14 protein-coding genes are annotated in these 12,531 nt (G+C 65.0%); 3 read left to right on the forward strand and 11 right to left on the reverse strand.

Annotated elements, in window-relative coordinates; genetic code table 11:
• Window positions 1-17: 17 nt before the first annotated feature.
• Window positions 18-2,279: an adenosylcobalamin-dependent ribonucleoside-diphosphate reductase gene (locus AC1DQJ_RS01245; protein ID WP_477599459.1), complete on the reverse strand. Its 2,262-nt coding sequence runs from the start codon at window positions 2,277-2,279 to the stop codon at window positions 18-20.
• Between the two features lie 117 nt (window positions 2,280-2,396).
• Between AC1DQJ_RS01245 and AC1DQJ_RS01250 the strand changes: the two genes are divergently transcribed.
• Window positions 2,397-2,894 carry a hemerythrin domain-containing protein gene (locus AC1DQJ_RS01250; protein ID WP_477599461.1) on the forward strand — a complete coding sequence of 166 codons (498 nt, stop codon included), beginning with the start codon at window positions 2,397-2,399 and terminating at the stop codon, window positions 2,892-2,894.
• Window positions 2,895-2,920: 26 nt separating this feature from the next.
• Here the strand turns inward: AC1DQJ_RS01250 and AC1DQJ_RS01255 are convergent, their stop codons facing one another.
• Window positions 2,921-3,619, reverse strand: a complete 699-nt coding sequence (locus AC1DQJ_RS01255) for a Crp/Fnr family transcriptional regulator (RefSeq protein WP_477599463.1) — start codon at window positions 3,617-3,619, stop codon at window positions 2,921-2,923.
• A gap of 77 nt (window positions 3,620-3,696) precedes the next feature.
• Here AC1DQJ_RS01255 and AC1DQJ_RS01260 point away from each other — a divergent pair, with 77 nt between their 5' ends.
• Both AC1DQJ_RS01260 and AC1DQJ_RS01265 read left to right on the forward strand, forming a co-directional pair.
• Complete coding sequence (locus AC1DQJ_RS01260; RefSeq protein ID WP_477599465.1) at window positions 3,697-5,043, forward strand: NnrS family protein; 1,347 nt, start codon at window positions 3,697-3,699, stop codon at window positions 5,041-5,043.
• Window positions 5,044-5,058: 15 nt separating this feature from the next.
• On the forward strand, window positions 5,059-5,565 hold the full coding sequence (locus AC1DQJ_RS01265) for an SRPBCC domain-containing protein (RefSeq protein ID WP_477599467.1): 507 nt from the start codon (window positions 5,059-5,061) through the stop codon (window positions 5,563-5,565).
• A gap of 15 nt (window positions 5,566-5,580) precedes the next feature.
• Here AC1DQJ_RS01265 and AC1DQJ_RS01270 read toward each other — a convergent pair whose 3' ends face one another.
• From AC1DQJ_RS01270 to AC1DQJ_RS01310, 9 genes are all read right to left on the reverse strand, one after another.
• Window positions 5,581-6,702 carry an NAD(P)/FAD-dependent oxidoreductase gene (locus AC1DQJ_RS01270; RefSeq protein ID WP_477599469.1) on the reverse strand — a complete coding sequence of 374 codons (1,122 nt, stop codon included), beginning with the start codon at window positions 6,700-6,702 and terminating at the stop codon, window positions 5,581-5,583.
• Window positions 6,699-7,607 carry a ubiquinone anaerobic biosynthesis protein UbiV gene (gene ubiV, locus AC1DQJ_RS01275; protein WP_477599471.1) on the reverse strand — a complete coding sequence of 303 codons (909 nt, stop codon included), beginning with the start codon at window positions 7,605-7,607 and terminating at the stop codon, window positions 6,699-6,701. Before ubiV ends, AC1DQJ_RS01270 begins: the two co-directional genes overlap by 4 nt.
• A complete protein-coding gene (ubiU, locus tag AC1DQJ_RS01280) occupies window positions 7,604-8,596 on the reverse strand; it encodes a ubiquinone anaerobic biosynthesis protein UbiU (protein WP_477599473.1) in 993 nt (330 codons plus the stop codon). Before ubiU ends, ubiV begins: the two co-directional genes overlap by 4 nt.
• Complete coding sequence (ubiT, locus tag AC1DQJ_RS01285; protein ID WP_477599475.1) at window positions 8,593-9,120, reverse strand: ubiquinone anaerobic biosynthesis accessory factor UbiT; 528 nt, start codon at window positions 9,118-9,120, stop codon at window positions 8,593-8,595. The genes ubiU and ubiT overlap by 4 nt, the downstream gene beginning before the upstream one ends.
• A 285-nt stretch (window positions 9,121-9,405) precedes the next feature.
• Entirely contained in the window at window positions 9,406-9,918 is a 513-nt protein-coding gene (locus AC1DQJ_RS01290; RefSeq protein WP_477599477.1) for a 6-pyruvoyl trahydropterin synthase family protein, read from the reverse strand.
• 8 nt (window positions 9,919-9,926) lie between these two features.
• The gene (gene ftrB, locus AC1DQJ_RS01295) at window positions 9,927-10,706 is read right to left on the reverse strand and encodes a transcriptional activator FtrB (RefSeq protein WP_477599479.1); all 780 of its coding nucleotides are present in this window, start codon (window positions 10,704-10,706) and stop codon (window positions 9,927-9,929) included.
• Between the two features lie 261 nt (window positions 10,707-10,967).
• Window positions 10,968-11,234: a DUF2249 domain-containing protein gene (locus AC1DQJ_RS01300; RefSeq protein ID WP_477599481.1), complete on the reverse strand. Its 267-nt coding sequence runs from the start codon at window positions 11,232-11,234 to the stop codon at window positions 10,968-10,970.
• Between the two features lie 126 nt (window positions 11,235-11,360).
• A complete protein-coding gene (locus AC1DQJ_RS01305) occupies window positions 11,361-11,732 on the reverse strand; it encodes a hypothetical protein (protein WP_477599482.1) in 372 nt (123 codons plus the stop codon).
• 146 nt (window positions 11,733-11,878) lie between these two features.
• A complete protein-coding gene (locus AC1DQJ_RS01310) occupies window positions 11,879-12,526 on the reverse strand; it encodes a LuxR C-terminal-related transcriptional regulator (RefSeq protein ID WP_477599483.1) in 648 nt (215 codons plus the stop codon).
• Window positions 12,527-12,531 lie beyond the last annotated feature (5 nt).

A 12,531-nucleotide genomic window follows, 5' to 3' on the forward strand; every position in this document is an offset into this window, starting at 1 on the left:
CAGGGCGCAGCCGGCGGCTATCCGCACTTGGAGTACCCACAGTCGGCGCAGGTGTCGCAGCCCTCGCGACGCATGAGCTCAAAGGAGCCGCAATGCGGGCACGCCTTGCGCTCGCCCATTGTCGCCGTGGCGGGGGAGGGCGTCGCCGCCTCATGCGGTGCGTGCTCGCCATCGGCGCCGGGCTCGGCGGCGCTGCGGCCAAGATGACGCTCGATCACCCCGCCAATGGCCGCCAGCAGTGATGGCACATAGCGTCCCCCAAGCCAGGCGCCGCCGCGAGGGTCGAACACCGCCTTGAGTTCCTCAGGCACGAAGGAAATGTCTCCGCCGCGGCGGAAGACCGCCGAGATCATCCGGGTCAGGCCCAGGGTCCAGGCGTAGTGCTCCATGTTCTTGGAGTTGACGAAGATCTCGATCGGGCGCCGCACGCCGTCGATCTCGGCGTCGTTGATCGTCACATAGACCGCATGGGCGCTTTCCGGCCATTTGAGCTTGTAGGTCGCCCCTTCAAGCAGGTCGGGTCGGGGCGCAAGGACGGGGCTGGACGGCCGCGGCGCGGCCTCATCCTGGACGACGGGCTGGGCCTCGGGCGTCACGGAGAGCACGGCGCCGGTCACCGCGTTCGGACGGTAGGTTGTCAGGCCTTTGCAGCCTAGTCGCCATCCCTCCAAGTAGATGTCGGCGAACTCTTCGAAGCTGATCTCCTCGGGGCAGTTGACGGTCTTGGAGATCGAACTGTCGATCATCTCCTGCGCTGCAGCCTGCATGAGCAGATGCTCGGCCGGCGTGAGGGTCTGGGCGGTGACGAAGATATCCTCCGGCGGGGGCTCCTGGCCGCGCAGACGCTTCCAGGCCGAGAGCGCGAAGTCTTCGACCGCCTCGTCGCGCGTGGTCCCGTCCGGCTGGCGAACCTTGCGATTGTAGGCGAAGGCAAAGACCGGCTCGATGCCGGACGAGACGTTTCCGGCCAGCAGGGAGGTGGTTCCCGTGGGCGCGATGGAGGTCAGGCATCCATTGCGAAGACCGTTGTGCGCGATCAGCGCGCGCGTCTCGCCGTCGAGCGTGGATAGGTTCGGGCGTTCGAGGATCTGCGGATCATAGAGCGGGAAGGCGCCCTTCTCAGCCGCCAGTTGCGCCGAAGCGCGGTAGGCCTCGCGCTTGATCACGCCCATCCAGCGCCTGGTCAATTCCACGCCGTCCGCGGCGCCATAGCGCGCTCCGCAGAAGATCAGGGCGTCGGCCAGTCCCGTCACACCAAGGCCAATCCGCCGCTTGGCCTTGGCCTCCTTCTCCTGCGCCTTGAGCGGGTAGCGGGAGATGTCGATGACGTTGTCCAGGAACCGGACGGCGGTCCTGGCTATGTGGGCGAGGCGCTGCTCATCCAGGCTGGCGTCTGGGGCGAAGGGCGAAGTCACCAGCCGCGCCAGATTGATCGATCCCAGCAGGCATGCGCCATAGGCTGGCAGCATTTGCTCTCCGCAGGGGTTGGAGGCGATGATGGTCTCGCAATAGCCCAGGTTGTTGTTGGCATTGACCCGGTCGATGAAGATCACGCCGGGCTCGGCGCAGTCGTAGGTCGCCTGCATCAGCCGTCGCCAGAGATCGCTGGCGCGCACGACGCGATGAACGACCCCGTCGAACACCAGCGGCCACTCGTCGTCCCGTGCGAGCGCATCCAGAAAGGCGTCCGTCACCAGCACTGACAGGTTGAAGTTGCGCAGGCGAACCCGGTCGCGCTTGGCGTCGATGAAGGCTTCGATGTCCGGATGGTCGATGCGCAGGCAGCCCATCATCGCGCCGCGCCGCTGACCGGCCGACAGGATGGTGCGGCACATCGAGTCCCAGACGTCCATGAAGCTGAGGGGGCCGGATGCGTCGGCGCCGACGCCGCGGACGGGAGCGCCTGAGGGGCGGATGCTCGAGAAGTCCATCCCGACCCCGCCGCCTTGCTGCAAGGTGCGGGCGGCTTCCTGGACCTGTCCGAATATTCCGCCCAAGTCGTCGGGGATCTGGCCCATGACGAAGCAGTTGAAGAGGGTCACCGACCGGGCGGTGCCCGCGCCGGCAACAATGCGGCCGGCGGGCAGGAACTGGAAGTCGTGCAAGATATCCAGGAATTGGTCGGCCCACAGGCTGCGGCAGTCGGGCGGCTCAGCCTTGGCGACCGTTGCAGCAACCCGCGCCCAAGTCTCCTCGATCGCTTGATCACCGCCGTCGGCCGATGAGAACCTGTACTTGCTGGCCCAGATCTCGGCCGCCAGCGGATTGTCGAACGCCATGGCTGTCTCCCTTTAGGAAGACGACGCTGGACGATTCCGGATGAACCGAGTTTGTCGCCCGACAAGGAGCGACCCGACGAATGTCGTTTAGGTGAGTCCCTCACAGGGAGTTTCGCCATGACCCAACTAAGTCTCTCCGTCCCCGCATTGCCAGAAGGGACCGATACGCCCGAACCAGACGCGCTGCTCATCGCGCGCATCGTCGATGACTTCCATATTCCCCACCTGCGAGACCTGCTGGTCGTCATCGAATTGGCGCGGAAAGTCGAAGCAAGCCACGCCGATCACGCACGAGCGCCGATTGGCCTGATGCAGCTGCTCGTACGCTTCTTTGATCACCTCTCGCTCCACCAGGCGAAGGAGGAGGCGATGCTCTTCCCCATGATGCTGCGGGGCGTGGAGGATCTGTCGGGGCCGATCAGCGTCATGAACAGCGACCACGAGGACGTGCGGAGCGATCTGGCTCGACTTACCGAGATCACCGACGGCTTTACCGCGCCGCCAGACGCCTGCGGGTCTTGGACCAAGCTCTATGACCTCTGTCGGAAATTCGACGGAGAGCTGCGCGAACACATCCGCCTTGAGGAGGACGTACTTTTTCCGCGATTCTGCTGATCAGACGGTGGGAGCGACGGCCTGGCTCAGGACGCCGCTTCCGCCATCGCGCGCAGCGCCGCAGGCCTGACGACGGTGATGTGCCGGCGAGAGCTGGAGGTGATGCGGGCCGCGTCCCACGCCGACAACGTGCGGCTTACCGTGTGAAGGGTCGACCCCGTCATTTCGGCCAGTTCTTGACGGCTGATGGGGAAGTCGATCTCGATCCCGTCGGAGGTCGGGCGACCCGCCTTAGCTAGCAGGCCGAGCAATGCACGGGCGATGCGCTGCTCGACGCGCTCTCCTGAGAGTTCTCCAATGCGGCTCTGGAGTTCAAACAGGCGTTGCCCAGCCGACTGGGTGGAGCGGACGGCGATCTCCGGAATCTCCATCATCAATCGCCGCATCGTACTGACGGTCCAGTAGACCTCCACGGACTCGACCACGGCGACCGCATCAGCGGGAAAAGGGCGGCCCATCAGGGCCGCGATGGTGCCGAACATCTCGCCCGGCCCGATGAAGCGGATCACCGAGCGGCCGCCGTCAGGCCGGCCCTGTATGATCTTCACGCGGCCTTCGAGCAGGGTGTGGCAGGTCTCCCCCGGATCCCCCTGCGAGAAGATGGTTCGACCCGACGCGATCTTGCGAACCGTGCCGGCGTTCAGAACCGTCTGGCGGCTGGAGTCGCAGAGGTCGCCGAACAGGTCGGCGCCAAGAAGTACCGAAGGGTGAGCTGTGAGGGACATGCTGACCGCTCTCCTGGCAGCCGAGCCTTCATCCTTTGCGGATTGCATGCTGCTGTCGACTACGGGAACCACCGTAATTGGCGGCGCGCGCGGCAAGCGCGACGTTCTCCAGGATCCCGTTTCCGGGCCGCCCCGTGGCGGTGGTTGCTCCAGCGCAACGTCACGCGGCCGAAATTGCCCGACCGGTGCACCGTCAGCCGTCGCCAACTGCGCGGCCCAGGTTTGAGGCAGACATGGTAGGGACAGCCCAATCTATCCGCAGCCATAGAGGGCTCGCGCTTTTCAGCGGCGGCTTTCGGCCATTCTTCCTCTTCCCGGCGCTCTGGGGGGCCGCGGTGGTGCCGATCTGGATCGCCAGCCTGCATTTTTCAGGCGGCCTTGTCGCAGGTCTCGATGGGCGGGCCTGGCACGTCCACGAGATGTTGTTCGGCTTCCTCGCGGGCATCATTGCGGGGTTCCTGCTCACGGCCATTCCCAACTGGACCGGGCGGCTGCCTGTCACCGGGACGCGCCTTGCAGGTTTGTTTGGTCTGTGGGCCGCCGGACGGGTGATCAGCCTTGCGCCAACGCCCTGGCCGCTGCTGAACGCGGCGGTCGAGTCCAGCTTTCTCGTGGTCTTCGCCGCGGTGGTGTGGCGCGAAATCGTGACCGGAAGGAACAAGAGGAACGTTCCTGTTTGCCTGTTGGTCACGGCGTTGGCATCGGCCAATCTTCTCTATCACTTCGGCGCAGTCTCGGGGGATGCCCAGGCTTTGGGCCAACGCCTGGCCTTGTCCGTCGCCACCGGCTTGATCGCGCTGATCGGGGGGCGGATCATCCCGAGCTTTACGCAGAACTGGTTCGCATCGCAGGCGATCGGGCCAGGACCCGCAGCCTTTGGCGGCTTCGATAAGGCCGTCTTGGGGCTGACGGGAGCGGCGATGGGACTGTGGACCTTCTGGCCGGACCTGCCGCCGGTAGGAGGGTTCATCCTTGTCCTGGCCGGGGCCGCCCATGTCGCGCGGCTGCTGCGGTGGCGGGGTTGGAAGGCGGCCAGCGAGCCGCTCGTCTGGATATTGCACGTCGCCTATCTGTGGCTGGGCGTTGGCCTCGGCCTGCTGGGCGCCTCGGTCTGTTGGCCGGGCGCTGTCGCCCCCAGCACTGGAATTCACGCCATTACCGCAGGGGCCGTGGGCGTGATGACCCTGGCCGTCATGACCCGAGCGACGCTTGGGCACACGGGGCGCGCGCGAGAGGCGGACACGCGGACGGTGGCGATCTATGCGGCCGCTTTGGCGGCCGGGGTCGTGCGGACCGCCGCCCCGTTCGCGGCTGACCATTCTATGCTCCTGCTGGCGGTGTCGGCGGGGCTCTGGACCCTCGCATTCGGCGGCTTCGTGGTCGCCTACGGTCCAATGCTGATGCAGCGCCGCGTGGCGGCCTGACGACAGGAGATTGAAATGACAGAGCCCATGCTTGTGTGCGAGCCGCTGGTCCGCACGCCGGACTACATCAAAGGCGTCATCACCCTGCGCGTTGATCACGCGCCAACGGAGGTGTGGGAAGCGCTCACCCAGCCGCAGCATCTGGCCAACTGGTTGGCTCCGGGGGTGATCGAGCTGCGCGTCGGCGGAGCGGTCAAGCTGGCGTTCGAGCAGAGCGGCGTTGCGATTGACAGCCAGGTGACGGTGTTGCGGCCGCTGCAGGCGATCGGCTTTTCCTGGAGTGGCCCAGGCGAACCCGAGCGGCCGATCGAATGGGCAATTGCGCCGCATCGGCAGGGTACCGAAGTGACGCTGACCCTGCAGGTCCCTCACGCCGAGGACGCGGCCCGATCCTGCGCCGGCTGGGCCGCCCATCTGGAAATGCTTGCGGCGGCCCTGGAGGGAGCGCCGGCCAAGTTTCCATTCGAGACGTTCAAGGCCCAACGCGCCGCCTACCTGGCCGAAGGTGCGCCATCGGCTTGAGGCCCGGTGGTCGGGTTAAGCTGCTTGCGCGAACCGGGCAGGGCGCAGGGCCGATACTTGCAGTCCCTGGTCGATCAGCTCGGCCGGGGGCGGGGCGCCGAGCAGCAGCGCCGCCGCCAGGCGTCCGGACGCCGGCGCGGTCTGGATCCCGATGCCGCCAAGGCCTGCGAACCAGAAGAATCCGGAAGCTTCTTCAGACCATCCAATGATCGGAGCACGGTCGGGAGCGAAGGTCCTAAGTCCTGCCCATTTGTGCCGGATGGCGCGAACGTCGTAGTCGGCGACATCGTGGAACCGCATCATGGCGCACGCGATGTCGAGCGGGTCGGGCTGGGCGTCGCAGGGCGGGCTGGGTTCCTCGTCGGCCGGGGTGATCAGCAGACGACCAGCAAAGGGCCGAAAGTAGAACTGCTCACCGACGTCCTTGACGATCGGCCAGTCCTGAAACCCATCATGTGGTGGCGCATCGACGAGGACGACTGTCCTCTGCAGCGCCTCGACCCGCTTGGGCGCAAGGCCCGCGGCCATCGCCGTCTCATCGGCCCAGGCGCCGGTTGCGTTGACCAGCACCGGCGATTGCATCGTCCAGTTCGAGCCGCGCAGGCGCCAGAGTCCGCGACACCTCGCTATCGAATAGTCGCCCACACCCAGCCGGATCTCGGCTCCATGCTCGCGCGCCTGGCGGAGCCACCCTGAGTGTAGTCGTCCGACATCGATATCACCCGCGTCAGGCTCCAGAACGGCGCCTGCGACTCCTTTCCGCCGCAGGATCGGCACGTGCTGGATCGCCTCGGAACTGGACAACGGGATCGGATTGTCCATGCGACGAGCAAGGTCGTTCAGCCCCGCAAGCTGATCGCTGCGTGCGACATGCATGGCGGCGCGAGGGCGCAGCAAGTTGCCGCCAAAGCCGGGCGGCGGCTCGTGAAGGAAGGCGCGACTGGCGCGGGTGAGGGGGTGGGTCGCCTCCGCGCCATAGGAAGGCATGAACATGGCCGCCGATCGGCCGGTGGTGTGGTAGCCGCTGACCTCCTCGCGTTCGATCAGGGTGACCTTGCAGAACGGAGCGAGATGGGCCGCGATGCTCGCGCCTGCGATGCCCGAACCAAGGACGACAACGTCAGGAGCGCTGCTCAAGTGCGGCCGGCCATCGCCATTCCAGCGACCCCGGCGAGGTAGCCACTAACTGCTGGCCCGGGCAGGCAGCTCGCTGGCAATTCGGCTCGCAGTTCCTCCGCGCTGATCGCGCCGTCGGCGAAACGCCGGTAGACTTCGATCACGCCAATCATGTCGCCACTGTGGGGTGACAGTCGCAGGGCGCGAACACCCGCGGCTTTCAGGGCGTCGAGTGTCGTGTCGAGCACCTGGACGCCCTGCGACATTGTCAGAATCCCGTTGAGCGCAAGGAATCCTTGGCCTTCTAACGTGGCTACCTCCAGGCCATCCGGATCGCGGTCGCAGACAAACTGACAGCCGTCTCGCTGCAGCTTGTGCAGATGGGCATGGTGGCATCGACCGGATAGGGCGAGCGGCAAACGGCCGAAGGAAAAGAGTTCGATTTCAAGGTTGGGGCAGGCGTCGTGGATCGCCCTGATCGCGTCCAGCGAAAGCTCGATGTTCGGACAGAGCCGCTCGCAACCTAACCGGAGAAGCTCCGCAGCCGCCGCTTCGTTGTAGATGTTCAGGAATGGACCGGCGACGAATGACGCGCCGGGCGCAAGGCTGGAGAGGCCCGAGATATCGTTCAGTTCAATTGTGCCGCCGGTCATGATCATGTCCCGCGCACTGCGCCGTTCGCGGGTCGTGATGGGGAGCGAGGGCGTCGACCAGACCACCTCCTTGCCGCTTCGTTCCAGAATGTCGGCAGCTTCGACCTGTGTAGCTTCCAACAAGGGCGCACGCTTTCCGCAAACGACCTCCCCGAGATAGACGCGTTCGATTGCGCTCGCCTCGGCCACCGCCCGATAGAACTCAAGCATGACGGCGGGCGGCCAATTGAACAGCAGAGGACCAAGCGTGAGCGAAATGGCCGTATCCTTCATCGCCAGACCTTCCGGTATGCGCCTGCTGTTTCGCGGCCGCCCTCAGCCAGATCGGTCAGCAGCCTCTCAAAGGGTTCAGTCTCTTCGCCGCGATCGAGCGCATCGATCGCGCCCCTGAACGCCGCGGCGGCGCGCGCGACATAGGCCTTGCCACGTTGGCGTCCCTCGATCTTGACGGCCTTCACGCCGGCGGTCCGGAGCGACTTCAAGAGCCCCATGGCGTTGAGGCTCACGGGTTCTTCGAAGAGATAGCCGTCGCCTTGGCCCGTTGCGAAGCGACCCTTGCAGAGCGTGGGGTAACCCGTGCTCTCCTGAGGTCCAAAGCGATCGATGGCCAGACCAGAGAGGCGAGGCGTCAGCATCCCTCCGGTGCGATCGAAGTCTACCGCCTCGGGCGGAGAGCAGACGCCAGACAGATTGGGGGAACGACCGGTTACATACGACGAGAGGGCGCATCGGCCCTCGGCCATCACGCAAAGTCCGCCAAAGACAAAGGCCTCGATCTCCACCGGGGCTTCGGCCACGATTGCGGCGACCTCTTGGGCTGAGAGCACGCGGGGCAACACCACTCGTTTCACTCCATACGAGCTGGCGTAGAAGGCGATGGCGTCGGCTGAATTGGCCGCGGCCTGGACGGAGAGGTGCAAGCGCATCTGCGGATACTGCGAACTCGTATAGGCGAGCACCGCAAGATCGGCGGCGATAAGCGCATCTGCTCCCGCGGTGGCGGCCACATCGACTGCGCGCCGCCACGACTGCGTGGCGCCGGCGCGGGCGAACGTGTTGACGGCGACCAACACTTTTGCCGAACGCCTGTGGGCGAATGCGACGCTCTCGGCGAGTTCCTCTGGTGAGAAGTTGAGGCCAGGGAAGTTTCGCGCGTTGGTCTCGTCGCGCAGCCCGCAGTAGACGCTGTCCGCGCCGGCCTCGATCGCGCTTCGCAGCATCGCGGGCGAACCGCCAGGGCAGACAAGTTCGATCGAACTCATTGTGTCGGCTCGTTGCGCCGCATCTGACGCGCCGCTGAGCGTGCTGCGCGGGAGGCCTTGTCGAGAAGAGCGCCGCCAACCGGCAGGCCGACCAGATCGGCGACCGAAAGTTCCGCTGCTTCTAGGGCATTGTGGAGGGCCAGGACGGCGCTCGTGTCGCCCTCGACCACAACCGATCGACTGAAGAAGGCGGCGTCCGCGTCGAGGCTTCCGTCGAAGAGGTCGAGCAAGTCTTCCAGGCGCCCTTCGATCCGCGCTGCAAAATCGCCAGGCGAACGCGTCCGGACAACCCGGACAGCACCGTCTGCGCGAGGGGTCAGTGCGAAGGCGACCGGCCAGCGCGCGGGAACGATCAGGTAGGTGGCCCTGTCGTGCGGCCGCATTCGTTCGAAGGGGTTGGGCCGCTTGCGCGACACCCGCCGCAAAGCGCGTCCCAGGACGTGTTCAACAGGCGCCCTCAACGCCATCATTGGCCAAGCCATCCAGTCGAAAGCTGCCGATTGAATTGGACGTCGCGTGTGCATGGGGGCCTCCTGAACACGAAGGCTAGGGCGCGGCTGGCGCGGCCAGAAGGGCGCCGATCAAGTCCCCACTTGATTTGCGATTAGCCCGGGGCGCGGCTTGACGGGCGGGGCAGGTAAGCTTGAGCTCGGTCAAGGCGGACAGCGCCAGCAGGCGCTATCGTCGCTTAGAACGTCCGCGCGTTCATCCTCCAGCGGTCGCGCGGATCGACGCCGAGGGGCCGGACCCCATCCCAATCCGGCCGCGGCGGGGCGCCGGCCGGGGAAGTCGGCGCCCACACCGCCGGACTAGGTCACATCGCTCACAATGCGGTTCAGAGCCTCGCTGGTGATCTGGCGAAGCAAGGCGTCGGGGTTGTGATAAGTCGCACTATTGGCGCCATGCTCCATGCAGGTGACAGAGGCGACCCAGCAGCGTCCTCGCGTCAAAGCGCTGACCAGTTCTTGCGCCTTGTCCAGGACATGCGCGGAGATCGCCTCGCAACTGGTCCCAGGCAGCAGCCGCACGTCGGCGAGCCCAAGGTCGCGCAGAGCCAGGAGGGTTTCGCGTTCTGGGTCGTCTTCGGCCACAAGTAGGGTGTGGTCGAACACTTCGTGGAGCCACTCGCGAATGGGTCCAAAGCCGCCCGCGCCGAAGTCCACGACCCACCCGCGCGCGTCCAATTGCTCTGCCGCGAATTCAAAGCGAAAGCCAAGGGCGTACCCATGGAGAAGCGCACAGTGGCTATCGGCCGCCCACTGCCGATAGGCGCAGGTCAGGCCTCGCTCGGCGGCGTAGATCTTGGTGGAAGTAAAGGCCATTGGGGCGCCTAGGGGCGCAGCCCCTGGCGCGCGCCGAGTTCTGAACTGCGTTCACGGTCAGCCTTGCTGATCAGCGTGATGTCAGAGGGCAGGTGCTTGTCGATGAGTGGGTCTGGCTTGGCCAGCCGCTCGAGCACTGCAGGACGTGCGATCGTTACATTCGGTCCGTCTACCGTAACACCGTAGTCGGCCAAGCTTGCGAAGGCGCGCGAGAGGTTCTCAGGGCTCATGCCCAACAGGGAGGCGACGAAGCGTTTTTCATGGGGCAGGGTCAACATCGCGCCCCCACCCTGGCGGCTGCGCTGCGCAAGCAGGTAGTTGGCGAGCCGTTCGAGGCCGCCGCGAAGTTTTTGGTTTTTTATCGCGCGGACGAGGCCCTGGTAGCAGCCGGAGAGTTCCAGCGCGACGGCGCTGGAGAAGCGCACATCTTCATCAATCGCCCGGCGAAGGGCCGCCCCGGGGATCATCAGGATGTCCGACCAGCCGATTGTTCTGGCGTTCATGGTCGCTGGCGCATCCAGGATCACGGCGGCGAGAATGAACGTCGAGACAGGGCCCAACACCGCAAGGGTGGTCTCCTTGTCGTTCCAGGTGCCGGAGAGCTCGATCGACCCGTCGAGGAGAATGTAAAGGAAATCCACCGGGTCGCCTTCAGTAAGGAGGTCGGCGCCAGCTGGAAATTTCTGAAGGAAGGCGACTGAGGTCAGCCGTTTAAATGTTTCGTCCTCTATCGGCGCAAAGAGCGGCAAGCCGCGCACTCGCTCAAGATCGATGCTCCGGATCGACATGAGCGGCTCCCTGTCCCTGTCGCCTCATTGGCCAGACGCCCAGTCTCCCGCCAAGCTGATCACTGCGCCTTGACCAACATCAAGACTTGTCGCCCAGCTTCGATTTTCTTCGTCTTCCCGCACGCCCGTCCGCCAGCTCGATCGCGCCAGCGACGAGCCAGGCAAGCGCCTCGATGAGCAGGAGTGAGAAGCCGCGCAAAGGTTGCGGCTGCAGCCCTTGGCTGGGTTCGGGCCGGTGTTCCACCGGGCGTGGGCGCTCGTTCACGCCAGCTTGGTGATATCGATCACGACGCCTTCGGTCTCCCGCAGTCGATAGGTCACCGATACCGTCTCGCCGAACCGCTGCTCCATTTGGTGAAGCAATGGGACTGGGTCGTGATCATTGACGAACCGCATGGTCTCGCCCGGCGTCAGCGCCTCAAGCGCGCCAAAAATCGCTGCGTGCCGAAAACGTTTTGCGACACCCCTAGCGTCAAATGGATAGGTCGGGCTCGTGGTCGGCGAGGCGTTGGTTGCATCTGAATTCATGAGAAAGACTCCTCTCGGACCCCTTTTTCCGACAGCTAAACCGCGAGCGGTTTGATTTTTGGCAAGTCGCACTTTGAAGATTGCCGCAAGATGAGCGCCATGCACCAAGGTTCTCATTTCCACCAGCTATTGGCTGCCGCGGTTGCGCAGCGTGAGCCCCAGCGGCTCCTCTTCCTCTTTGCGGCGGCGGAGATCCCAGACCATGCCTCCCTTGAGCAGCAGTCGCGCCATGCGGACGGCGAGGGAGGCGTTCTGACCCCGCTCATGTGTGTCGACAAGGCGCCAGAAGATCTCGCTAGCTTTGACGCGTTGCGAGAAGAGTCGCGCATTGCAGGTCCTGAATGGCAGGTCGTGCTCGTCGCTGCGCTCGCAGGTCAAGGCGGCAAACCGCCAACTCGGCCGCAGATCGATGAGGCTTTGCAGATGATGGTTCGCGATCTGACGGAGGGGCGGGCAGGGCGATTTGCCGCCTACAATGCGCAGGGCGATCATCTGCATCTTGTTTGAGTCTCGATTGCGCCCGCCCCGGCTGAGGCGGACTTCCAGGCGCACGGAGAAAGTTCGGCTGCTGAACGCGTGGGCGGGCGATAAAGTCTGAGGCCGGGACCGGCGAGGACAAACGCCGGTGAGGCGCCAATACGGGGCTACTGAAGAGGGCGCGGGTATCGGGCAGGATATGGCCCCGCTGACTGGGCGCGCCAATGAGCCCGCCGGCCGATCAAGGCTGCATGCACCCGGTTTCGCGCGCCGATCTGGGCCAAAACGACATGCACATGGGCTTTTACAGTCCCGGTGGTTATTCCAAGAGCCTCAGCAATTTCCTGGTTCGATCTTCCCAGCGTCAGTTGTCCCAGGACCTCGAGTTGGCGCGCTGACAGTCCCCGAATACGGGGCGCCTGATCATCCAGTGGTTCGTCATAAGAGGACGGGGAGGCTACGCCATCGAGCGCGGCGGTGAGGGCAAGTTTGAATGCCTCGGCATCGACGTCCTTGGTCAGGTAGCCTGCTGCGCCGGCCCATGTTGCGAGACTTGCAAGTGCGGGATTTGGTCGGTCATCGAGAACGATGACGGGCCCGGGATGGGTGTGAATGACGAGATCCCTCAGCTTCTGAAAGTCGTAGTTCACCGTGAAAAGGTCGATGAGGCAGAGGCTTGGCCTGTCGACCAAGATTGCGTCCAACGCCTCGTCGATCGATGAAGCGAAGCGCGGCTCTACCTGCCCGCAACACTCGGCGAGGATCTGCCCCAGGGCCGGACGCCACATGGGCTTTTCCTCCACTATCAACGCCATTGGCG

This window comes from Phenylobacterium sp. P4_E10, from assembly GCF_056401675.1.